This window comes from Nocardia sp. NPDC050412 (assembly GCF_044458825.1).
Classification (GTDB): domain Bacteria; phylum Actinomycetota; class Actinomycetes; order Mycobacteriales; family Mycobacteriaceae; genus Nocardia.
This window is the reverse complement of sequence record NZ_JBITIJ010000008.1, coordinates 57,903-80,644: the sequence shown is the minus strand read 5'-3', so window position 1 is coordinate 80,644 and position 22,742 is coordinate 57,903. Positions and strand designations below refer to the sequence as shown.

General features: G+C 65.8%; 23 protein-coding genes. 14 read left to right on the top strand and 9 right to left on the bottom strand.

Features of this window, described 5'->3' with window-relative positions; genetic code table 11:
- The first annotated feature begins 151 nt into the window (after positions 1-151).
- Positions 152-460, top strand: a complete 309-nt coding sequence (locus ACIBI6_RS23155) for a hypothetical protein (protein WP_396957698.1) — start codon at positions 152-154, stop codon at positions 458-460.
- Positions 461-666: 206 nt separating this feature from the next.
- On the opposite strand, the gene ACIBI6_RS23150 is transcribed toward ACIBI6_RS23155, so the two are convergent.
- From ACIBI6_RS23150 to kstR, 5 genes are all read right to left on the bottom strand, one after another.
- On the bottom strand, positions 667-1,503 hold the full coding sequence (locus ACIBI6_RS23150) for a metal ABC transporter permease (RefSeq protein WP_396958001.1): 837 nt from the start codon (positions 1,501-1,503) through the stop codon (positions 667-669).
- Between the two features lie 29 nt (positions 1,504-1,532).
- Positions 1,533-2,447, bottom strand: a complete 915-nt coding sequence (locus ACIBI6_RS23145) for a metal ABC transporter ATP-binding protein (protein WP_364357610.1) — start codon at positions 2,445-2,447, stop codon at positions 1,533-1,535.
- Between the two features lie 161 nt (positions 2,448-2,608).
- Positions 2,609-3,490 (bottom strand): metal ABC transporter solute-binding protein, Zn/Mn family, encoded by an 882-nt coding sequence (locus ACIBI6_RS23140; protein WP_364357564.1) that lies wholly within the window; start codon positions 3,488-3,490, stop codon positions 2,609-2,611.
- Positions 3,491-3,671: 181 nt separating this feature from the next.
- On the bottom strand, positions 3,672-6,242 hold the full coding sequence (otsB, locus tag ACIBI6_RS23135) for a trehalose-phosphatase (protein ID WP_364357561.1): 2,571 nt from the start codon (positions 6,240-6,242) through the stop codon (positions 3,672-3,674).
- Positions 6,243-6,526: 284 nt separating this feature from the next.
- The gene (kstR, locus tag ACIBI6_RS23130) at positions 6,527-7,192 is read right to left on the bottom strand and encodes a cholesterol catabolism transcriptional regulator KstR (protein ID WP_364357558.1); all 666 of its coding nucleotides are present in this window, start codon (positions 7,190-7,192) and stop codon (positions 6,527-6,529) included.
- Between the two features lie 120 nt (positions 7,193-7,312).
- On the opposite strand from kstR, the gene ACIBI6_RS23125 reads away from it, so the two are divergent.
- The 6 genes from ACIBI6_RS23125 to ACIBI6_RS23100 are packed head-to-tail and all read left to right on the top strand — an operon-like array spanning position 7,313 to position 14,536.
- Positions 7,313-9,721: an acyl-CoA dehydrogenase family protein gene (locus ACIBI6_RS23125; RefSeq protein WP_396957694.1), complete on the top strand. Its 2,409-nt coding sequence runs from the start codon at positions 7,313-7,315 to the stop codon at positions 9,719-9,721.
- 27 nt (positions 9,722-9,748) lie between these two features.
- Positions 9,749-10,813, top strand: coding sequence for an acyl-CoA dehydrogenase family protein (locus ACIBI6_RS23120; protein ID WP_396957692.1), 1,065 nt, complete (start codon positions 9,749-9,751; stop codon positions 10,811-10,813).
- Positions 10,798-11,958, top strand: a complete 1,161-nt coding sequence (locus ACIBI6_RS23115; protein WP_396957690.1) for an acyl-CoA dehydrogenase family protein — start codon at positions 10,798-10,800, stop codon at positions 11,956-11,958. The genes ACIBI6_RS23120 and ACIBI6_RS23115 overlap by 16 nt, the downstream gene beginning before the upstream one ends.
- Before the next feature lie 57 nt (positions 11,959-12,015).
- The gene (locus ACIBI6_RS23110; RefSeq protein ID WP_364357607.1) at positions 12,016-12,942 is read left to right on the top strand and encodes an OB-fold domain-containing protein; all 927 of its coding nucleotides are present in this window, start codon (positions 12,016-12,018) and stop codon (positions 12,940-12,942) included.
- Complete coding sequence (locus ACIBI6_RS23105) at positions 12,939-13,349, top strand: MaoC family dehydratase (RefSeq protein WP_364357546.1); 411 nt, start codon at positions 12,939-12,941, stop codon at positions 13,347-13,349. Before ACIBI6_RS23110 ends, ACIBI6_RS23105 begins: the two co-directional genes overlap by 4 nt.
- Positions 13,349-14,536 (top strand): lipid-transfer protein, encoded by a 1,188-nt coding sequence (locus ACIBI6_RS23100; RefSeq protein WP_364357543.1) that lies wholly within the window; start codon positions 13,349-13,351, stop codon positions 14,534-14,536. Before ACIBI6_RS23105 ends, ACIBI6_RS23100 begins: the two co-directional genes overlap by 1 nt.
- A 60-nt stretch (positions 14,537-14,596) precedes the next feature.
- Here the strand turns inward: ACIBI6_RS23100 and ACIBI6_RS23095 are convergent, their stop codons facing one another.
- Complete coding sequence (locus ACIBI6_RS23095; protein ID WP_396957687.1) at positions 14,597-15,034, bottom strand: PIN domain-containing protein; 438 nt, start codon at positions 15,032-15,034, stop codon at positions 14,597-14,599.
- Positions 15,031-15,243 carry a hypothetical protein gene (locus tag ACIBI6_RS23090; RefSeq protein ID WP_364357537.1) on the bottom strand — a complete coding sequence of 71 codons (213 nt, stop codon included), beginning with the start codon at positions 15,241-15,243 and terminating at the stop codon, positions 15,031-15,033. Before ACIBI6_RS23090 ends, ACIBI6_RS23095 begins: the two co-directional genes overlap by 4 nt.
- 49 nt (positions 15,244-15,292) lie before the next feature.
- Here ACIBI6_RS23090 and ACIBI6_RS23085 point away from each other — a divergent pair, with 49 nt between their 5' ends.
- The gene (locus ACIBI6_RS23085) at positions 15,293-15,733 is read left to right on the top strand and encodes an NUDIX domain-containing protein (protein ID WP_364357534.1); all 441 of its coding nucleotides are present in this window, start codon (positions 15,293-15,295) and stop codon (positions 15,731-15,733) included.
- On the opposite strand, the gene ACIBI6_RS23080 is transcribed toward ACIBI6_RS23085, so the two are convergent.
- Positions 15,706-16,296 (bottom strand): TetR family transcriptional regulator, encoded by a 591-nt coding sequence (locus tag ACIBI6_RS23080; protein ID WP_364357531.1) that lies wholly within the window; start codon positions 16,294-16,296, stop codon positions 15,706-15,708. The two genes, ACIBI6_RS23085 and ACIBI6_RS23080, sit on opposite strands and share 28 nt — an antisense overlap.
- Before the next feature lie 64 nt (positions 16,297-16,360).
- On the opposite strand from ACIBI6_RS23080, the gene zapE reads away from it, so the two are divergent.
- From zapE to ACIBI6_RS23050, 6 genes are all read left to right on the top strand, one after another.
- On the top strand, positions 16,361-17,314 hold the full coding sequence (gene zapE / locus ACIBI6_RS23075) for a cell division protein ZapE (protein ID WP_396957684.1): 954 nt from the start codon (positions 16,361-16,363) through the stop codon (positions 17,312-17,314).
- A gap of 137 nt (positions 17,315-17,451) precedes the next feature.
- Positions 17,452-18,396: a DUF4129 domain-containing protein gene (locus ACIBI6_RS23070; RefSeq protein ID WP_396957682.1), complete on the top strand. Its 945-nt coding sequence runs from the start codon at positions 17,452-17,454 to the stop codon at positions 18,394-18,396.
- Positions 18,393-18,887 (top strand): hypothetical protein, encoded by a 495-nt coding sequence (locus ACIBI6_RS23065; RefSeq protein ID WP_364357522.1) that lies wholly within the window; start codon positions 18,393-18,395, stop codon positions 18,885-18,887. The genes ACIBI6_RS23070 and ACIBI6_RS23065 overlap by 4 nt, the downstream gene beginning before the upstream one ends.
- A 68-nt stretch (positions 18,888-18,955) precedes the next feature.
- Positions 18,956-19,918: a MoxR family ATPase gene (locus ACIBI6_RS23060; protein ID WP_364357519.1), complete on the top strand. Its 963-nt coding sequence runs from the start codon at positions 18,956-18,958 to the stop codon at positions 19,916-19,918.
- Positions 19,919-20,102: 184 nt separating this feature from the next.
- On the top strand, positions 20,103-21,308 hold the full coding sequence (locus tag ACIBI6_RS23055; RefSeq protein WP_364357604.1) for a DUF58 domain-containing protein: 1,206 nt from the start codon (positions 20,103-20,105) through the stop codon (positions 21,306-21,308).
- Positions 21,305-21,760 (top strand): hypothetical protein, encoded by a 456-nt coding sequence (locus ACIBI6_RS23050; RefSeq protein WP_364357516.1) that lies wholly within the window; start codon positions 21,305-21,307, stop codon positions 21,758-21,760. Before ACIBI6_RS23055 ends, ACIBI6_RS23050 begins: the two co-directional genes overlap by 4 nt.
- Before the next feature lie 97 nt (positions 21,761-21,857).
- Here the strand turns inward: ACIBI6_RS23050 and ACIBI6_RS23045 are convergent, their stop codons facing one another.
- Positions 21,858-22,718, bottom strand: coding sequence for a MaoC/PaaZ C-terminal domain-containing protein (locus ACIBI6_RS23045; RefSeq protein WP_364357513.1), 861 nt, complete (start codon positions 22,716-22,718; stop codon positions 21,858-21,860).
- Positions 22,719-22,742 lie beyond the last annotated feature (24 nt).

Sequence of the window (22,742 nt, the reverse complement as noted above, 5' to 3'; positions counted from 1 at the left end):
GTGTCAGCGCGCTGTCGGCGCGGCGGGAGATCGTTCGGTCATTCGAGGAGCCCACTCGACGAACAACCCGATGAGGAGAAACCGCCAAGATGACCGTCGCCGCCGTCGCCCAACTGCTGATCGCTCTCGCCTTCGTCAGCATTCCGCTGGTGTGCCACGCTACGGTGCCGCCGCCCAGACCGCCGCCGATGCCGAATTGGCCCGTCAGGGTGTGCGCCCCAGGGTCCTCGCCGAGAACGGCATGCGGTTCGACGCCGGTGGCCACGAGACCTGGGCCCCGGTCGGGATCGCGCTGGTGATGACCGCGATCGCCTTCGCCCGCAAGGGTGACCCGGAACTGGCCCGTATCGACGTCCAGAGCTTCCTCGACGTAGCCGAAGCCGCCTTCCCCGCTGGGGGACCCCGTACCTGCAGAACCTGCGCCACATCATCGTCTTCGGCGGTTCGATCGTGGTCCTGATCGCTCTGTGCAACCGTCTGATCGACCGCCCACCTGCCAGGTGCTCGCCAGTTCGGCACCCGATCCGCGTGCGGCGATCCGCGCTGCCCGCGTGCGCTGTGCCCGGTAGTCCGTGCGCACTGGGCGCGCCACGCACGGCCTTGCCGGCTATTCCGTACGCGGCGAGCAATAAGTGCGCGGCACCGGCTCGGGTTGGAGAGGAGGAGTCAGCGGGTGCGGGCGGCTTGACGGCGTCGGGGCCCGATGACTCGGCAGACCAGATAGATCAGGAAGGATATGGTGGTGACAAAGGTGGAGACCGGGACGCCCGGCGCGAGTGACAACAGGATGCCGCCCACTGCCGCCGTTTCCGCGAACAGCACCGCCAGCACCGTGGCGCGCACCGGATTCGCGGTCAACTGCGCCGCAGCGGCCGCGGGCGTGATCAGCAGCGCGAGCACCAGCAGCGCGCCCACGATCTGCACACCGAAGGCCGCGGTAATGCCGAGCATGACCGCGAACACCACCGAAAGCGCCCGCACCGGAACCCCGCGTGCGAGTGCGACCTCAGGATCCGAACTCGCGAACAACAGCGGCCGGTACACCACCGCAAGTACGGCGAGGACCAGAACTGTGCAGGTCAGCAGGAGTGCGAGCCCGTTGTATCCGACGCTGACCACCTGGCCGGTCAACAGCGAGAACTTCGACCCGGCGCGTTCGGGACCGAGCCACAGGAACAGCACCGAGAGTCCGAGTCCGAACGACAGCACCACCGCGATCACCGAATCGCGTTCTCTGGCTTTGGTTCCGAGCAAACCGAACAGCACCGCCGCCACCACCGAGCCGACGATCGCGCCCAGCCCGACTCCGATTCCGGCGAGCAATGCGGCGGCCGCCCCGGTCAGCGACAGCTCGCTGGTGCCGTGCACCGCGAATGACATCTGCCTGCTGATGATCAGTGGCCCGATCGCACCGGCCAGCAGTCCGAGCAGTGCGGCCGCGAACACCGCCTGCTGGACGAAGGAGTAGGAGAGCAGGTCGGCGGTGGTGGTGAAGTCGAACATCTTCGTGACGACATCGGAGAGCCTGTCGATCACGAACGAACCCCGCTCGTTTCGGACAGCTCATCGGAAAGTGTTGCGCCGTCGCAGTGTTGGGCCCCGGCCGCGCCGAGCGCATCCATGGTGTCGCCGGTGCCGACGACGACCAGCCGCCCGCGCACCCGCAGCACGTCGACCTCGGTCTGGTACAGCTCCGAGAGCACCGCCGAGGTCATCACCTCATCGGGCGTGCCGATCCGGAACTTGCCGTCGACCAGATACAGCACCCGATCCACCAGCGGCAGAATGGGATTGATCTCGTGTGTCACGAAAAGCACTGCGGTGTCATGGGTTCGCCTGCGTCGATCGATAAGTTCCGAAACCAACCGCTGATTCGCCAGATCGAGGCTCAATAGCGGTTCATCGCAGAGCAGCACCTTGGGATCGCCGACCAGCGCCTGCGCGACCCGCAGCCGCTGCTGTTCGCCGCCGGACATGGATTCCAGTGGCGCATAAGCGAATTTCTCCGCGCCCACATCGGCGATGGCCGCGCGAACCTTGCGCCTGCGCTCGGCTCGACGACGCAGTCCGAGGCCCCAGCGGTGTCCGTCGACGCCGAGGCCGACCAGATCGACCCCGCGCAGCTGCACACCGGCGTCAATCGTCTTCTGTTGTGGCACATAGCCGATATCCGGGTTGCCAGCGCGCGCGGGTCCGCCCGCGATAGCGGCGGTGCCGGAGCTGAGCGCGAGCTGACCGAGCAGCACCTTCAGCAGCGAGGTCTTGCCTGACCCGTTCGGCCCCAGAACCGCGACGAATTCACCGGCCGCGATCTCTAGATCCAGCCCTTGCCAAAGCCTGCGTTCGCCGAATGACAGGCTGGCGGAATCGAGTTTTACGGCAGCTGAGCGGGTATCGGACTGCCGCTCCACGCTGTCGGTGTCTTCGGTGGTCAACGCGGCTCCCATTGGACCCGTCACCCGACCGCCACCCGTCACGGAATCGCTGCTCGATGCTGGCCCACCCGTCATCAGGCCACCACCCCTCACGGAATCGCTACGCGATGCTGGCCCACCCGTCACCCGGCCACCACCCCTCACGGAATCGCTACGCGATGCTGTCATATTGATCAGGCCAGCGCCGCGGCCAGGGCCTGGGCGTTCTTGGTCTGCCACTGAATGTAATCGACACCGTCGGGCAGTGTTTCGGTCACCTCGACAATGGGCAACCCATTCGACTGCGCGAGCGCCCGCAAATCCTTGGTGATCTTGTCCTGGGTCTGGATGTTGTAGACCAGGGCGCGGACCTTCTTACCGGTCAACAGATCCTGGGTGGCGGCGACGGCGGCCGGAGCCGGATCGGTCTCCTGCTCGATCGCCTCCTGGAATTCGTGCGGGGTCAGATCTTGGGTTCCGGCGGCGACCAGCAGGTAGTGCGCCAACGGTTCGGTCTGCAGCACCGGGGTCTTGGGGTGCTCGCCCGCGATCTTGGTGGCGATGGCGGTGATCGCGGTCAGTTGGCTCTTGAATGCGGCGGCGCGGTCGGTGTAGGCGCCGGCGTGGGCGGAGTCGATTTCGCCGAGGGTGCTCGCGATCCGGTCGGCGACCGCGCTCACCGTGCCGATGTCGTAGAAGACGTGCTCGTTCTCGTCACTCTTATTGGTGCGGGATTCGAATGCGTCGACGGTGTGCTTGTCCTTGCCCTGGATCGCCTTCTCTATGAACTCGTCGTAGCCGCCGCCGTTGAAGACGACCAGATCGGCATCGCTGATCTTCGCTGATTCCACGGCCGAGGTCTCGTGCGAATGCGGATCGGCGGCGGGATCGGTGACCAGCGCCGTCACCGAGGCATCCGGGCCCGCGATCGTTGCCGCGATATTGCCCCAGACATTGGTGGATGCGACGACGCTCGGCTTATCCGAAGCCTTCGAACTACCGCACGCGGTGAGCGCCAGTGCGGTGGCGACCCCCACGGCGATACCGGCGAATCTGAGGGCAATCCGTGTGCTCACGCGGGGTACTCCTGGCAATGCGGCAGATCTGAGCGTGCTCTAGATCATAATGGAAATCGTTACCATTTGAACTGTAGCAGCAGGCCCTGCTAAAGCACGAGTCGATGTTTGCCGCATCACGCTGCGCCGGATATGGGTCGGGCCCGCGAACCGATCGGTTCGCGGGCCCGAGGTGGTCGGCTCAGACGAATGCTTCTACCGGCTTACCCAGCAACTGTGCACAGCGCAGCAGGCCCAGATGGCTGTAGGCCTGTGGATGATTGCCGAGTGAGCGTTCGGCGACCGGGTCGTACTCCTCACTGAGCAGACCCGTCGGTCCGGCGACATCGATCAGCTGCGCGAACAGCGCCTCGGCATCCGAGCGCTTACCGATCAGCAGATACGCCTCGACCAGCCAGGCCGCACACAGGTGGAAGCCCCCCTCGCCGCCGGGCAGGCCGTCGTCGTGGTGGTATCGGTACACCGTCGAACCGCTGCGCAGCTCTGCCTCGGTGGCGACGACCGTGGCCGCGAAACGTGGATCCGACGGTTCGATCAGTCCGCTCAGGCCGATGTGCAGGGTGGCCGCGTCCAGATCGGTGCCGTCATAGGCGGCGGTGTAGGACTGGACGTCATCGTTCCAGCCCTTGGTCTTCACCTCGTCGGCGATGGTCTCGCGCAATGTGATCCAGAGCGGATCGATCTGACGCTGGAACCGCTGCGCGAGGGTGATCGCCCGGTCCACGGTCAGCCAGCCCATCACCTTGGAGTACACGTGGTGGCGAGGGTTGCCGCGGATCTCCCAGATGCCGTGGTCGGGTTCCTGCCAGCGCCGCTGCACCGCGGAAACCATGGCGTGCACCAGTTCCCAGTCGGCGTCCGGCAGTGCCTTGGCCGGATCGGTCAGCCCCTTCGCCTCGCGGCCGTGCGCCAGCGATGCGATGAGATCGACGATCGGACCGAAAACATCCAGCTGCACTTGCATATTCGCGGCATTGCCGACGCGGACCGGACGCGAACCCGCATAGCCGGGCAGCTGATCGATCGATGCCTCGGGCGGCAGGGTTTCGCCGTAGAGCGTGTACAGCGGGTGCAGGCGCTCCGGCCCGGGCAGCGTCTCCAGTACCCGATGCACCCAGCCGAGGAATTCCTCGGCCTCGGTCAGCGAGCCGAGTGACACCAATGCCTGTGCGGTGAGCGAGGCATCGCGCAGCCAGCAGTAGCGGTAGTCCCAGTTGCGTACGCCGCCAATATCTTCCGGCAGCGAGGTGGTGGCGGCGGCCAGGATGGAACCCGACGGTGCGTGTACCAGCCCGCGCAGCGTGAGTGCCGAACGCTTCATCAGATCCGGCTTCAGCGGCGGCAGTTGCAATTTGGCCGCCCACTTGGACCAGTAGTCCTCGGCATCCCTGCGCCGCTCCGGCTCGCTGACCATTGCCGGCGCGAGATCCTGAGTGCCGCAGCGCATTTCCAGCACGATCGGGCCACGGGACGGATCGACGACCGCGCGCGCGGAGCTGTGCATACCGTCGGACTGGATCTGCCAGTGCACCCCGGGCGAGCGCAGCACCATCGGATCATTGGTGCCGACCACGCGCAGTCCGTTCGATTCGATTTCGATGCTGACCGGAACCTGGCCGAATTCCGGTCGGGGCGCGAAGGTTACGACCGCCTTGGCATCGCCGGTGATCACTCGGGTCAGGTCGGTGCGGGTGGGTGCCACATCGTGCGGCAGGTAGTCGACCACTTGCAGTTTGGCCCAGCGGGTTTCGACGGTCATGGTGCCGTCGACGTAGCGCTGCGACAGCGGCAGCCCAGGACGTTCCGGTTCGATGGTGAAGTGTCCGGCCTGCGGTCCGCCGAGTAGATGGGCGAAGACCGCGGCCGAATCCGGCTCCGGATGGCAGAACCAGGTGACCGTCGCGTCGGGTGTGAGCAGCGCCACCGAGCGTGGACTGGCCAGCATGCTCAGCCGCTCGATGCGCGGCGCGCTCGCACCGGCCAACCAGGTGCGTCGCTCCTCGAGCAGGTAGGCCAGCGCCCAGGACACCGCCTCTGTGCTGTCGACCCGGTATTTGGCCAGGCTCTCGCCGTCGCCGACCTTGATGCCGACATCAGGACCGGACAGCATGCGGAAAGCCTTCTCATCGGTGACATCGTCGCCGAAGAACACCGCGGCCGACGCGCCTTCCTGATGTCGGACGGTATCGAGCGCGACGCCCTTATCCGTCTGGATCACCGCGAGCTCGATAACCGATTTACCCTCGGTCACCTGCACGCCGACCCAGCAGGCCGCACCCTGGCGCACCGCCTTCAGTGCGCGTAGCCCAATTTCCGGACTCGCATTGCGAACATGCAGCGCGACGCTGGCCGGTTTGATCTCGACGCTGGCGCCGGGATTTTCCGCGGCGATCTGCGTCAGACTGGTCTGTACTTCGACCAGCAGTTGTTTGGCATCATTGTCGATGGCGTGCACGAAACCCACATCGAATTCCGAACCATGACTGCCGATTAGTTGCACCTCGACCGGAAGTCGCGACAATGCCGCGAGATCTCGCAGTGCCCGGCCGGAGATCACGGCGGCGGTCGTTCCGGTGAGACCGGCAAGCGCTCGTAGCGCGCTTACCGATTCTCGATGTGGAAAGGCCTTCGACGGGTCGGACACGATGGGTGCGATCGTCCCGTCGTAGTCCGATGCGACCAAAAGCCGTGGCACGCGCGCGACCGTCGACAGTGCACGGCGAAGTTCCAGTGGCAGATCCTGTGCGCTCACGCATCCAACCTAGTGATCGGAGGAGTTTTTTCCGGGGCACGCGTGACAATACTTTGTTGAATTTGCCGCACCGAAGCGCGCCGCGTGGCGTGCGCATGATTGCGCACGCGTCTAGCCGCCCCTTACTGGATCTGCCCAGCTGACGCGTTTTTACACAACTACCAGCGTGTGCAGGCTCACGTCAGCGGATCCGATTGATGCTGCGTGACAGGCCCGGTCGATTTGCCGGGCATGAGCTGATCGGTGCTAGCAGCTGACCTTTTCGAGTGAACCGCAAGCGATCGCTAGCGGTTGGCGCCGTTGTCGCCGAGCAGCAGATCCACGGTGAGTTCCAGCCGCTCGGTCACATCGGTTGCCGAGGCGCGTCTGGTCAGCCAGGCAACCAGATTCGACAACCAGACATCGCTTATCACCCGCGCGATCGCCAACTGACGTTCGGTGGGCTCGCCGTCGTTCATGGCCCTGGCGAATACCCGGTCCATCACCTTGCCGACCCGGTCGACCTCGGCGGCCGCCGAGGCGTCGGCGAACATGAACGCGCGCGTCATCGCCTCGGTGAGCAATGGGTCGCGCTGCATCATCCGGGTGATCTGAGTCAGCAGCAGATGCATGCGCTCGTTCGGCGTCTGGCCGGCAAGTGGTTTGCGTTTGCCCTCGATCTGCTCGAATTCCCGCGACAGCGCGGAGACGAGCAGATGCACCTTGGACGGGAAATACCGGTAGAGCGTGCCGACTGCGACATCGGCGCGTTCGGCAACCGCGCGCATCTGCACGGCGTCATAGCCGCCCTTGGAGGCCAGCGCGAGCGTCGCGTCCAGAATTCGCTTACGCCGTTCCCGCTGCGCGGCCGAGCTGAGCTCGTCCTCGCTCAGCGTCGTGACCGTCGCGGTAGCCGATGCTCGCCCCGCCGCATTCGAATCGGCTGGCTGCGATCGGGAGGGACTGGCCATTGATGAGAGTCCTTTCCTGCATTCCGGCAACGGGCATCGGTCGTCTCTTGACTTCCGCCCAGCTAGGATATTAGAACATGTTCTAGGTGTGGGAGTCACGCCGGAAAGGCGGTACGGACTGTGACCATCGCCACCACTGACGAGCATAAAGCCGTTCAGGAGTCGATGCGCGGATGGGCCGGATCGGTACGTCCGATTGCAACAATGCGGGACGAACCGACGGACTTCTGGCGCACCTATTGGCCGGGATTGGCGGACTTCGGAATTTTCCGGGTCGCCATTGCCGAAGCGGCCGGTGGCCACGGTGGATCGGTCGCCGACCTCGCGGTTTTGGTCGAGCAGGCGGCGCACGATCTGGTCGGTGGGCCGGTGCTATCCACCGCATTGGCGAACCTGGTCACCGCCGGCGCGCTCGCCGAGGATATGCCGTGCGGGGTCGCGCTCGACTTCGTTGTCGGGGATGTCGCGAGTGAGCGTAGCGAACGAACCATCAGCACAGCGTCCGCATCCGAGGAGTTGTTGCTCACGGGTGTCTGGGAATCGGTACTCGGCGCGGCGCCGGGCACCTCGGTGTTGTTGCCGATGCAGACGCCGGATGGGTTGCGCTGGTGCGTGATCGGGCCCGAGGCCGAAGGCCTGCGCGTCGAGGTGCTCGCGCCTGCTGACCCGAGTACGCCACTGGCGCGTGTGCACTGCGCCGAAGTGCGGGTGCCTGCGGACCGGGTGTTCGAGTCGCCGCATGCGGTGGAAGATCTTCTCGCGGTTCTGGTCTCGGCCGAACTCGCCGGCGTGGCGGGCTGGTGCCTGGAGACCGCCGTCGAATACGCCAAGGTGCGTGAACAATTCGGCCGCAAGATCGGCTCGTTCCAAGCGCTCAAACACATTTGCGCGTGGATGCTCTGTCGGGCAGAGCTGATCCGTTCCGTCGCGGCCGATGCCGCGGCCGCGGTCGACGAGGGCGGTGCGGAACTACCCATCGCGGCCGCCATCGCCGCCGCGATATCGCTGGACGCCGCGGTCGAGACCGCCAAGGACTGCATTCAGGTGCTCGGTGGTATCGGTTTCACCTGGGAGCACGACGCGCACTTCTACCTGCGCCGGGCCACCGCACTGCGGCAGCTGCTCGGAGGATCGGCGCGGTGGCGGGCCAGGGTTACCGAGCTGACCCGGGCCGGTCAGCGCCGGACCACCGGTGCGGACCGGGTGTTCGCCTCTGCGGCGCGAGCGACGGCCCCGGAGGAGGCAGCGGAGCGTAACCACGGAGGGGCCCGGGAGCGACGCGAATTGAACACAGCGGCGCGAGCGACGGCCCCGGAGGAGGCAGCGGAGCGTAACCACGGAGGGGCCCGGGAGCGACGCGAATTGAACACAGCGGCGCGAGCGGCGGCCCCGGAGGAGGCAGCGGAGCGTAACCACGGAGGGGCCCGGGAGCGACGCGAATTGAACACAGCTGGTGTCGAGGTCGACGACAGCAATGCGAACGAGCTGGCCGCCGAGGTGGCCGCGATCGCCGCGCTGCCGGTCGATCAACAGCGCAATGCACTGGTCGACGCCGGGCTCGCCATGCCGCATTGGCCCGCACCGTACGGGCGTGGCGCGAATCCTATGACGGGCCTGGTGATTTCGGAGGAACTGCGGCGGGCGGGCGTGGAGTCGCCGGATCTGACGATCGGCGGCTGGGCCATTCCGACCTTGCTGCAGCACGGCACCCAGGAGCAGATCGACCGCTTCGCGTGGCCGACGCTGCGCGGCGAGGTGGTCTGGTGTCAGCTGTTCAGTGAGCCGGAGGCCGGTTCGGATCTGGCGGCGCTGCGCACCACCGCCAAGAAGGTCGATGGCGGCTGGGTGCTGCGCGGACAGAAGGTTTGGACGTCGCTGGGCGATCGGGCGAACTGGGCGATCTGCCTGGCCCGCACCGATCCGGATGCGCCGAAGCATCGCGGGATCAGTTACTTCCTTGTCGATATGCACAGCGCCGGACTCGAGGTGCGTCCGCTGGTGCAGATCACCGGGGAGGCGCGCTTCAGCGAGGTGTTCCTCGACGATGTGTTCGTGCCCGACGACTGCCTGGTCGGCGCGCTGAACAATGGCTGGAAGATCGCCCGCTCGACTCTGTCGACCGAACGAGTCGCCATGGGCGGCAATGGGATCGGGCCGGTGCTGGAGGAGCTCATCGCCAAACTGCCGGCCACCGGGCCGGGTGCGGAGCTATTGAACGATCGGCTCGGCGGCTTCGTCGCCGATGCGATCGCTGGATTATTGCTGGAACAGCGTGCCGCGGTTCGGATGCTGGCGGGCGGTGACCCGGGGGCGCAGAGCAGTGTGCGCAAGCTCGTCGGGGTCCGCCACCGCCAGGCGGTGGCCGAATTCGCGGTGGAGACGGCAGGTCCCACCGGTGCGCAGGACTCGGAGGTGGTAAAAGAGTTCCTGCTCACGCGCTGTTTGTCGATCGCCGGTGGAACCGAGCAGATTCTGTTGACCGTGGCCGGTGAGCGAATCCTCGGACTGCCTCGCGATACGGACAGCTAGTCGACGAACACCAACTGGGAGTAAAGCGTGGACTTCACCCGGGACGAGGGCCAGGACGCCGTGGCCGAGGTCGTCGTGAGTTTGCTGGAGCGTGAATCGACACGCGATATCGAGCTGTGGCCGAGTCTGATCGAGACCGGACTGCTCTCGCTCGCGCTGCCGGAACGCTTCGGCGGTGACGGCATGGGCCTGCCGGAGGTCTCGGTGCTATTGACCGAACTGGCCACCGAAGCGGTGGCGGTGCCCGCCCTGCCGACCCTCGGCTTCGGCCTGCTGCCGCTGCTGGCCGTATTGCCGGACAGCCTCGCCGAGCGGGTCTATTCGGAGGTTGCCAAGGGCGCGGTGCTCACCGCCGCCCTCAGCGAGCGTGCGAGCCCGTTCGTGGTCAAGCCGGAGACCACCGCGGTTTCCGATGGCGACACCGTACGCATCACCGGTCACAAGGTGGCGGTGCCGTATGCGCAGCAGGCGCGCTGGCTGTTGATTCCGACGAATTCCGGTATCGCACTGGTGGGTTCGGATTCAACCGGGCTCACCCTGACGCCGTCGCCGGTCTCCGGCGGGATTCCGGAATGCTCGGTGCGCCTGGACCAGGTCGAGATTCCGGCCGAGCAACTGCTGCCCGACGGCATCGCTGAACTGCACCGCCTGGCCATCGCATCGATCGGCGCGACCGCGGACGGACTGCTCAAAGGTGCGCTACTTCTCACCGCAGAGCACCTGCGGACCCGACGGCAGTTCAATCGGCCGCTCGCCGAATTCCAGGCGGTCGCACAGCAGATCGCCGATGTGTATGTCGTATCGCGGACCCTGCACGGCGCCGCCGTTTCGGCAAATTGGGCACTGGCACAGTCGGATTCGACACCGCCGCATCAGGAGCGCATCGATGACGACCTCGATGTGCTCGCCTACACCGTGGCCTCGGAACTGCCCGCCGCCATGCAGAAATGCCATCACCTGCACGGCGGCCTCGGGGTCGATGTGACACATCCGATGCACCGCTACTACTCGCAGGCCAAGGACATCGCCCGCTGGCTCGGCGGCGAATCGTTGCGACTCGATCGATTGGGGGCCAGATGTTCATCGACCTGACCGCGGAGCAGCGCAAGCTGCGCGATAAATTGCGCACGTACTTCGCCGATCTCGTGACTCCCGAAGAGGAGGCAGAGATGGCGGTCAACCGGCACGGTGATGCTTACCGCACGGTGGTGCGCCGGATGGGTGCCGACGGTTGGCTCGGCGTCGGGTGGCCGAAGGAGTTCGGTGGCCAGGGGTTCGGGCCGATGGAACAGCAGATCTTCTTCAATGAGGCAGTGCGCGCGGATGTTCCGTTGCCGCTGGTCACTTTGTTGACGGTCGGACCGACGCTGCAGAGCTTCGGCACCGACGAGCAGAAGGCGAAGTTCCTGCCCGGAATCCTTTCCGGCGATATCCATTTCGCGATCGGCTACTCCGAACCCGAGGCAGGCACCGACCTCGCCGCGCTGCGCACGAGTGCGGTGCGCGACGAATCCGGAGACTGGATCGTCAACGGGCAGAAGATCTTCACCACCGGTGCGCATGAGGCCGACTATGTCTGGCTGGCCTGCCGCACCGGCTCGGTCGAATCGCGGCACCGTGGCATCACGATCCTGATCGTGGACACCAAGGACCCCGGGTACTCCTGGACCCCCATCATCACCTGCGACGGTGCGCACCACACCAACGCCACCTACTTCGACAATGTCCGGGTGCCTGCCAACATGCTGGTGGGCGAGGAGAACAAGGGCTGGCGGCTGATCACCACCCAGCTCAATCACGAGCGGGTGAGCCTGGGCCCGTCCGGCAAGATCGAACAGCTCTACGACCGGGCGCGCGAATGGGCCCAGTCGCGCGGTGTCCTCGCCGAGGCCGATGTGCGCCGCTCGCTCGGCCGCATCCACGCCATGGCTCGGCTCAACGAACTGTTGAACTGGCAGGTCGCCGCGACCGTCAACGGTGACCAGGCCACCGTTATCGCCGATGCCTCGGCAACCAAGGTGTATTCCACCGAATCGCTGCAGGAGGCGGGCCGGTTGGCCGAGGAGATCGTCGGGCATTACGGCGATCCGGCCGATCCGGACACCGCCGAACTACTGACCTGGCTGGACCGCAGAACCAAACAGAATCTGGTGGTGACCTTCGGCGGCGGCGTCAATGAGGTGATGCGCGAACTGGTCGCCTCCTCCGGGCTGAAACTGCCTCGGGTACCTCGATGAATCCGCGCCGACGCGCGGTACGCCACGACTACTAAGGAGCCGCGCGTGCCGGAAACCATGACTCCGGAAGCGATTACCGAAGCCGCCGAGAAGATCATCGCGGCGGGTGATTGCGCGCCACGCCTCGGGCGTGATCCGGTGAACCAACCGATGATCAACAACTGGGTGGAGGCGCTCGGGGATCGGAATCCGATCTACGTCGACGAGGACGCCGCGCGTGCCGCCGGACATCCCGGCACCGTGGCGCCGCCCGCCATGATCCAGGTCTGGACCATGCTCGGGCTCAATGGTTCCCGCGCGGCGGACGATCCTACGAACCAGGTCATCGAGCTGCTGGACAGCGCGGGCTTCACCTCGGTGGTCGCGACCGACTGCCAGCAGACCTACCACCGATACCTGAATGTCGGTGAGCAAGTGGCGGTGACCAGCAGGCTGTGCGATATCCGCGGCCCGAAGCGGACCGCGCTCGGTGAAGGGTGGTTCATCACCTTCCAGATCAGTTGGCAGGTGGGCGACGAGGTGGTCGCCGAAATGCTCTGGCGGATGCTGAAATTCGCGCCCGGTACCGGCACCGCCCCGAAAGCGCCCGCGGGTGAACGGGTCAAACCGCTGGTCTCCTGGGATACCGAATTCTTCTGGGAGGGCACCAAGGTCGGCGAGTTGCGGATCCAGCGGCTGCCGGACGGCACGCTGCGGCATCCGCCGATTCCGGCGCTGTGGCGGGACAAGTCGGAGCAGACCGACTATGTCGTCGCATCCGGGCGCGGTGAGGTGTTCAGTTACGTCGTACATCACGCACCGAAAGTGCCTGGGCGGCAATTGCCTTTCGTGGTCGCGCTGGTCGAATTGGAGGAGGGTGTGCGGATGCTCGGTGAATTGCGCGGCGTCGATCCGGCCGAGGTGAAGATCGGCCTGCCGGTGCAGGTCGAGTTCGAGAAGCTCGACGACGAGGCCGTGCTGCCGGTTTGGCGGGTGATCGCATGACCTACGTCGAACCGGCCACCGTGCAGGTCGGTACCGCGCTGCCCGAGTTGGTCATTGCCGCCGATCCGACCTTCGTGATCAGTACCGCCTTGGCCACCAGGGACTTTCAGGATGTGCACCACGACAGGGACAAGGCCCTCGCCCGCGGTTCCAAGGACATCTTCGTCAATATCCTGACCGATACCGGGCTGGTGCAGCGCTTCGTCACCGACTGGGCCGGACCGCGCGCCATCGTCAAATCGATCGCGCTGCGCCTGGGTGTGCCGCTGTATGCCGGTGACACCCTGACGCTTTCCGGCACCGTCTCCGCGATCCATGGCGATGACATCCATATCGATGTCGTCGGTCGCGACAGCCTCGGTGACCACATCACGGCGAAAGCCGTTATCGCACTGCGGAGGCCATGATGACCGCTGACAACACCACCGGGATTGCCGGCCGCGCCGCCATTGTCGGCATCGGCGCCACCGACTTCTCCAAGGACTCCGGCCGCAGCGAATTACGTTTGGCCGCCGAGGCGGTCACCGCGGCACTCGCCGATGCGGGTCTCACACCGGCCGATGTGGACGGCTTGACCACCTTCACCATGGATACCAACACCCAGGCGGCGGTGGCACGTGCGGTCGGTATTCCGCAGCTGAAGTTCTTCAGCCACATCGGATATGGCGGTGGTGCGGCCTGCGCCACCATCCAGCAGGCGGCCATGGCGGTCGCGACCGGCATCGCCGATGTGGTGGTCGCCTACCGTGCCTTCAACGAGCGTTCGGTATCGCGCTTCGGCCAGTTCTCCACCGCACTTGCCAGCGCGCCGACCTCATCGGGTATCGATGCGGGCTGGTCTTATCCACAGGGGTTGGGGACTCCGGCCGCGCAGGTGGCCATGGTCGCCCGCAGGTATATGCATGTGTACGGCGCGACGAGTGCGGATTTCGGCCGCGTCGCCGTCGCCGATCGCAAACATGCCGCGGTCAATCCGGCCGCCTTCTTCTACGGCAAGCCGATCACCCTGGAAGATCACCAGAATTCGCGCTGGATCGCCGAACCGCTGCATCTGCTCGACTGCTGCCAGGAATCCGACGGCGGTGTCGCGATCGTGGTCACCAGCGTCGAACGCGCCCGGGACCTGCCGCAGCGTTCGGCCGTAATCGCCGCCGCCGCACAGGGTTCCGGTGCGGACCAATATGTGATGACCAGCTACTACCGCGATGCGCTCACCGGACTACCGGAGATGGGGCTGGTCGGGGATCAGCTCTGGGAGCAGAGCGGTTTGCGCCCGGAGAATATGCAGGCCGCCATCCTCTACGACCACTTCACCCCGTTCGTCCTCATGCAGTTGGAGGAACTCGGTTTCTGCGGACGCGGCGAGGCAAAGGATTTCATCGCCGACGGCGCGATCGAGATCGGTGGTCGCCTGCCGCTCAATACCCATGGCGGACAGCTCGGCGAGGCCTATATCCACGGTATGAACGGGATTGCCGAGGCGGTCCGGCAGATCCGCGGCACTTCGGTTAATCCCGTTGCGGGCTTGGCGAATATCCTGGTCACCGCGGGTACGGGTGTTCCGACATCGGGATTGATACTCAGCGCCAACTGATTTCGGCCGTCGCGACGGGATGGTCTCCAGCGCCGCCCTCCGCGACCAGCAGAGCGTGTTTCAGTCGGTGTCGTAAGGCAACAGAGTGAAGTGGTCCGAGCCCCAGAGCGGACGAAGCTGGCGGAAGTGACGCTGGTCCAAGGTCACAATCGAGGTCGTGCGATAACGGTCTGCGAGCACGACATTGGACGCGTCCGCGATTCCGATGTAGTCCTTGGGTCCGTCGAACTTGCGGGTAATAGCCAGCGCCACGGCATGGTCCTCTGCAGTCCACTCGGCCAGCTCATACGCGCCTGTCACGACGTCTTGACCAAAGGCGCGCGCGGCGTCCGCCCCCAGGCGGGAGGAAAGCATGTAGTCAGCTTCGGCAACGATCAGGGGGGAGACGACAAGCAGATCATCGGCCTCCTCGAGGATGCGTGCGATGGCTGGCTGCTCCGGATATGCCTCGTCGAAGGCGGCGAGGACGGCACTGGTATCGACGATGAATGCGGTCACTCGCCGAAGCCTCGAGCCAACTGCTCATCGATTTCTTCGGCGTTGAGCGGTCGGTCGCTGCGGTATCCACCGGTTGTTGGGCGTGGTTTCGCCGCACTCTCATCGATCAATCGGTCGATTTGCTGGGCTAACGTCAATCCGTGTGCTGCCGCCAGACGGTGCAGCCGGTCACGCGTTGCCTTCGGCACCTTGATGGTTGTAGCAGTCATACCTCAGAGTATACCGATTGGTGCGGCAGACAGTTGTGAGGGGATTCATATGACCGATCGACATCTGGTCGATGTCCACGTTCTGCTTGTTCGTGATGGTGACGTGTTGCTCAGCAGGCGGCGCAGTGCGGACGAGTTCGATGGGCTGTGGCATCTGCCCGCGGGAAAGTTGGAGTCCGGCGAGTCCGCGACCGCTGCTGCCGCACGTGAGGCGGGGGAGGAGATCGGGGTTGTCATCGACCCGGCGGATCTGCGGCTGATTCATACCGCGCACGTGATCGGCTCCGGGCGGGAAGCCCGGCTCGGGCTGTTCTTCCATGCGCTGCGCTGGGTGGGTGCGCCGGCGAATCGTGAGCCGGATAAAAGCTATGGGCTGCAATGGTTTTCGCTCGACGCACTGCCGGAAGACTCGCTGATCCGCTATTCCGCTGCCGGAATCCGCGGGTTCACGACGGGCACGCCTTATAGCGAGTGGGGCTGGGTGAGATAGCGGGACAGCACGGCCGCGAGTTGGTCGGTGCTGTCCCGCGTACCTGCCGGAATGTGCGCCCGCGCGCCCGCGAATCTGTCGAAGACCGCGCCTTCGACCACCGCGATGAAGTCGGCGGCGGCCGCATCGGGATCGGGAAAATCCAAGGCGTGGAATAGTTCTCGCGCTCGCTCGGTCGAGAAAAGGCTGTGTGTGAGCCGCCGATGCAATTGCGGATCGCCGAGCAGATCGATGATCAGCGCATGCCGGACGATCAGGTGATTGCGACGGTCGACGAGTAGGCGGTCGAGCCAACCGGCTATGACCTTCGCGATGTCATCGGGGTCGAGGGATGGCGACGGGGCGAGTTCGGCGGCGGCGAAGTCGTCGCGGGAGCGGGTGGTGATCCGGTCCGCGATCGCCTCGATAAGCGCGCGTTTGGTGCGGAAGTAATAGGAGGCCGACCCGCCGGGTAGCCCGAGGGCGGTATCGAGGGCGCGGTGGGTGAGCGCTCGAATGCCCTGGGTGGCAATCACATCTATGGCGGCATCGACGAGTGCCGCGCGTCGGTCGGCTGTGGACATGATCACCTTCTCTGGCGGCCGCATCTCCTGATCCTCTACAACTGTAGAGGATCAGGAGGGTGCCATGGAAGACAGCGTCACACTCGATGCCGACCAACTCCGGGCTCGGGCGCGCTTGCTCGAACTACTCGACCGGCACGGCAGGCCGATAAAGCGGCATCGCGGCATCTACCTGCACGGCAGACCCGGTCGCGGCAAGACAATGCTGATGGACGGCTTCTTCGCGAGCGCAGCGTCGAACCGCAAGCGCCGCTTCCACTTCCACAATTTCTTCGCCCAATTGCATGTCGCGGCACACGAATCGGGCTCCATCGACAAGGCCATCGACCACCTGCTTGGCCATGCCGAACTGGTCTGCTTCGACGAATTCCACGTTCACGATATCGGCGACGCCATGTTGATCGCCCGCATGCTCGACGCCCTGTTCGCCCGCCGCATCGTCCTGGTGGTGACTTCGAACTACCCGCCCGAGCAGCTGCTGCCCAACCCGCTGTTCCACGACCGCTTTCTACCGACCATCGCGCGCATCCGCGCGCATCTGGATACCGTCTCGGTCGACGGTCCACTCGATTACCGCACCCGCGCCGCGCACGGCGGCGCTGGGTTCGCCTCGGGGTGTTACCGCATCGGCGACGCTGGGGACGTCGACACCGCGCGGGTTGCTATCTCGGGCACCCGTGAGATCTACGCCAGCGTCATCGACGGCTCGGCCATTACCTTCGACTTCGCGGCCCTGTGCGGCACCGCCACCGCCGCCTCGGATTACGTCGAACTCGCACGCCGCTTTCGCCGCTGGACCTTGCGCGGCGTCCCAGCTCTGCGCGAGGTCCCACCCGACTGGGCGATGCGCTTGGTCAATCTGGTCGACGTGCTCTACGACGCCGATCTCGAACTGACCGTCGAGGCCCGCACCTCGCTGTCGGACCTGGTGGCCGACGTCCCCGCCGTCCCCGACCTGGCACGGACCGCAAGCCGCCTCAGTGAACTCCGTCAGCCCGAATCCGTCACGCTCGGCTAGCTGCGCACCCACGTAAGTGCACGGCTGGTTACGGATAAAAAGGAGGCGATCCTAAGTATTCGATTCACTCCCGAGCGGACCGCTCGGCATGTAACTATGTGCCTGTTCAGAGCTGTACTCAGATGTGGTGGTAGCAGGTGGCCAGGGCGGGAGCGCCGATATCGCGCGTGATCGTGCTGATCACGCTACTGGCGTGTGCCGCGATCGCGCTGCGCGGCCACATCCCCGGGGCCCACGATTCCGGCGATCACCGCGCGGTGCCATCGGCGATTTCGGTTGTATTGATGCCGGTACTGCTCACGGTATCGGTGGTGATCCTGATCGCCGGGGTAATTGCCAGCCAGCATCGACTGCCGTTGGCTATGCCGGAGGTGGATCGTGATTCCGAGCGCAGGCATGGACTGCTCGGCCGCACCGGCCTGCTGGTGCTGGCCGCGCTGGCGGTCGTCTCCTTGATCATCGCGGCGGCGTCGGCTGTCTTCTTCGTCGGATTCGGCCGCGAGGGTGAGCCGGCGCCGTCGTCGCCGCGCGCCAGCACCACCCACACCCCGCAGGAGGCGGTCACCGCCCCCGCGACCCCCGACAGTGCACCCACGCAGCATCTCACCGGTACGGCGCTACTGGTGGCCATGGTCGCCGCCGTCGTGCTGGTCGGCGGGGCAATGATCGGACTCATCGTGGTCGCTTTGGCAGGGCGGCGCAGGCCGCGCGCGGTGCCGGTCCCGGTGCCCCCGGCCGCGCCGACGGTCGCGGGTTCGCTGGCCAGGGCGGCCGAGATGGGCCTGGCCGCGATGAATGTGCCGGGCCAGGATCCGCGTGAGGCCATCATCGCCTGTTATGTCGCGATGGAGCGCGGACTGTCCTTCGATCGCGCGGCCGCACCACTGGCTTCGGATACCCCGATGGAGGTGCTGGCCAGGGCCTTCGAGCGCGGCGCACTGCACGACGCGTCGGCCCGAGAATTGGTCGCGCTGTTCGAGGAGGCCAGGTTCAGTCCGCATTCGATGCTGGAATGGCAGCGGATGCGGGCCGAACAGTTGCTGCGTATCGTACTGGCCGATCTGCAGGGGGAGACGGTATGAACCGCGCGATCGTGACCGGTGCGCTGATCCTCATCGTGCTGATCGAGCTCATCACTCTGGGCAAGGCCCGCGGTGCGCTGCTCATCGCCGCCGGAGTTCCGGTGGCGCTGGCCATGATTCAGCTCGTCTGGTCGTTGACCGGCCGCTCGGCCGTGGAAACCGACGCCGGAACCGACGATATCGATAACGGTCCGGCGGAGATGCTGCGGCACTGGCATGCCAGAGCGGAGATGCTCGCCGATCGCGCGGACGGCACCCGAGCCGACTGGGATCGGCATCTGCGTCCGCTGCTGGCCAAGGAGTTCGAGTTGTCCACCGGCCTGCGGGTCGCCAAGAACCGCAAGGCGACCGAGGCCGCCGGAATATTGCAGTTCGGCCCGGAGCTGTGGCGCTGGGTCGACCCGGCCAACTCGGCACTGCGCGATCAGACGACTCCCGCGCCGGGGCGGTCGGCGCTGGACGAAATCCTGCGCCGCCTGCAGAAGATGTAACCGACCCGGGGCATGCCAAATTGAATACCGTCTTAGGAGAATGGGTTTGAGCAAGTGCGAGTAGACATATGACCGTGCCGATGGACGCGACCATCCAGCGCAGCGAGGCGGTGCTCCGGGAACTTTCTCGGGTGATCGTCGGCAAGCGGGATGAGTTGCAGCTGATCATGATCGCCGTACTCTCCGGCGGTCACATCCTGATCGAGGATCTGCCCGGACTCGGCAAGACGCTCATCGCCAGGTCCTTCGCAGCCGCGCTCGGCCTGGAATTCACCCGCGTGCAATTCACGCCCGACCTGCTCCCCGCCGACCTGCTCGGCTCCACCATCTACGACATGTCCTCGGGCCGCTTCAATTTCCGGCGCGGACCGGTCTTCACCAATGTGCTGCTGGCCGATGAGATCAACCGCACCCCACCGAAGACCCAGGCCGCGCTGCTCGAGGCGATGGCCGAGGGCCAGGTCAGCATCGACGGCGAAACCTTCCAGCTGCCGCAGCCTTTCATCGTGCTCGCCACCGATAACCCGATCGAATACGAGGGCACCTATCCGCTGCCGGAAGCGCAGCTGGACCGGTTCGCCATGCAGCTGCGGCTGGGCTATCTGTCCGAGAACGACGAGCGCCAGATGATCCGCCGCCGCTTGGAGCGCGGTTCGGCGACACCACAGGTGGTGCAGGTGGTGGATGCGAACGGACTGCTCGAGATGCGGCAGTCGGTCGAATTCGTCACAGTGCATCCGGATGTGGTCAGTTATGTGGTCGCGCTGGCTGGTGCGACGCGTGCGCATCCGCAGGTCGAGGTGGGTGCGAGTCCGCGCGCCGAACTCGATCTGGTGCAGATGTCACGGGCCCGGGCGCTATTGCTCGGACGCGACTATGTGATTCCGGAAGACGTCAAGGCGCTCGCGGTTGTGGCCATGGCCCACCGCATCACCTTGCGTCCCGAGATGTGGGTGCGAAGGATCCGCGGCGAGGACGTGATCACCGAATTGCTGCGCCGTCTGCCGGTTCCGCGCGCATCGGTGACATGACCCGGCGGGAAAGGGTATGACCCAGCCGGATACCGGCCCCGTCATCCAGGGGATCGCGGCGGCGAACGCGGCAGCGTCGCGACCGCCGACCCGCGACGAGCCGATTGCCGGCGGTGCGCGGCATCGGGATGCGAGCGCCGCTGTCGAGGCCGAATTGCGCTGGCGTCCAGCGCCATTGGTGTTCATGCTGGCGGTGAGCGCGGCCGTGGCGCTGCTACTGGCCGTGGTGCTCGGGCGCTGGCAGTTGGTCGTCTTCGCGGCTCCGCTGCTCGGCGTGCTCGCCACCGCGCCGTGGCAGCAGTCCAAGACCCGCATCCAGGTGGACGGCGGCGGCACGCTGCGCTGTTTCGAGACGGAGGAGGTCGTGACGACGATCGGTGCCTTCGTAGAATCGGGTCACGCGTTGCTTCGGTTGAAGCCGGAGAAGGTCGCGGGACTCGGGATCGACATCGAGGAGGCGATCGATTCCGGGACGGCGCCCGCCGGGCTGCGGCTGGCCCTGACGGCGGATCGCTGGGGTCGCTATCCGCTATCGGTGCGGGTCACCGCGCTGAGCCCGGCGGGACTGTCCGTGGCCGCAGCGGTGTTGCCCGCCGGGCAATTGTTCGTCTACCCGATCACCGATCCGCAGCGAATGAAGTTGCCGCGCACCGAACTTCCCGAACGGCTCGGCACCCACCTCACCCGCAAGCACGGTCCGGGCGTGGAGTATGCCGATATCCGCGCCTACGCGCCCGGTGATCAGCTCCGCATCGTGAACTGGCCGGTGAGTGCGCGGCGCGGGCGACTATACGTCACCGAGCGGTTGACCAACCGATCCGCGGATGTGGTTGTGCTGGTGGATACTTCGCAGCAGGCGCCGGGTCCGGCCACCGATTCGCTCGAGCTGTCGGTGCGCGGTGCGGCGCAGGTGGTGCAGTCGACACTGCAGGCCGGTGACCGGACCGCAGTGGTCTGCCTCGGTCAGGCGCCGCGCTGGCTGCGCCCGGATATCGGGCGGCGGCAGTTCTATCGGATCGTGGATACCGTGCTGGATGTCGGCGATGAGCACATTCCGACCACCGGCACCTTGGCGCCGCATGCTGCCGTGCCGCTGGGTGCGATCATCGTCGCCTTCTCCACATTGCTGGACACCCAGTTCGCGCTGGCGTTGATCGATCTGCGCAAGCGTGGACATGTGGTCGTGGTCGTCGATGTCCTGCGCGGCACGCCCTTCCACGAAAATCTCGATCCGACCCTGGCTCGGATGTGGAATCTGGAGCGCGCCTCGATGTATCGGGATATGGGAACCGTCGGCGTCGATATCGTGGCCTGGACCGAAGACGCGCGACTGGATCAGGTCATGCGATTGATCCCCGACCATCGCCGAACCGTGAGGGTGCGCCGATGATTCGATTCCTCGCCATTCTGTCCGGGGTCCTACTGGTTACCTCGGTGACGTTGATGACGCCATGGGCCGGGATTCCGGCGGTGGCGCTGGTGGTAGCGGGCTGGTGGTTCCGGCTGCCCGCGGTCGGCGCGGTGCTGCTCGCGATCGGGGTGCTTGCCGCCGCGGACACTGGTGTACTGGCCGCCGCCGCAACAGGTTTGGTGGCCACGACTTATCTGCTGAATACCGCGACCGTCTCCGCGCCGGTTGGAGTTGTGCCGACCACGGTCCCGTCCGTCACCGGTGCGGTGGCATTTTCCGCAGTGGCTGTCGGCGCGGCGCTGCTCCCGTTGCACTTGGCATGGGTCCCGATCGCCGCCCCAATCCTGGTGACCCTGCTATACGCCCTGGTAATCCAGGGCGTCGCGATCAAACGGGCACGCAGCAACGAGACCGCGACCGCGCCCAGTTGAAGCCATGGTCGCAATCGAGCGGCCTAGGCTTATTCGCATCGAGGCCTACCTGTGCCCCCTTACTTCCACCAACGCCTGGTGATCAGACCTCCAGTGCTCAGGTGAAGCGCAGGCTGACGTCGGCGAGGACGGGGGCGTCGGCGCGGTCAGCGACGGTGGCGCTGATGATGAGCTCGCCGTCGGTGCGCCAGATTCGGGTGCGGATGGTTTCGCCCGGGTAGAGGACACCGGCGAAGCGGGCGCGGAAGCCGGTGACGCGGCTCGCGTCCGAATCGAGCACGGTGTCGGTGACGGTTTTGCAGACGATGCCGTAGGTGCACAGGCCGTGCAGGATCGGGTTGGGGAAGCCTGCGGCGCGGGCGAATTCGGGATCCGAGTGCAACGGGTTGCGGTCGCCACACATGCGGTACAGCAGGGCCTGCTGCGGGAGGGTGCGTGTGGTGACGTCGAAATCCGGTGCGCGATCGGGGAGTTCGGCCTTGGTGCTCGGGCCGCGTTCGCCGCCGAAGCCGCCCTCACCCTTGGCGAAAATGGATGAGCGTGCGGTCCAGAGCGGTTCGCCGTCGGAGCCGGTGATCGTATGCTCCTGCACCACGACAGCGGCGGAACCTTTATCCCAGAGTTCGGTGATGTGCCTGGTGATGGTGGCCTTGCCCGCGGCCGGAATCGGGCGGTGCACTTCGATCTCCTGGTGGCCGTGCACGACCTTCGCCAGATCGATATCTATCCCGGGGAACTGCACCTTCGGCGGTTCGGTGTCGTGGAAAGTGGGTGCCACAGTCGCGAAGGTCGGGAGCACCTGTGGGTTGCGGTCGTCGACGTAGCGTAGTTCGGACGGATCCGTCCAGCGCGCTCCCGCCCCGAGGCCCAGGTGGTACAGCTGTACCTCGGTCGGCGTCCAGGCGAACTCCCCGCTCGGGAGTTCCGCACCGAGTGCGATTTTCGGGTCGATGGGCATCGCGTCCTCCTTGTGAATGCTTGT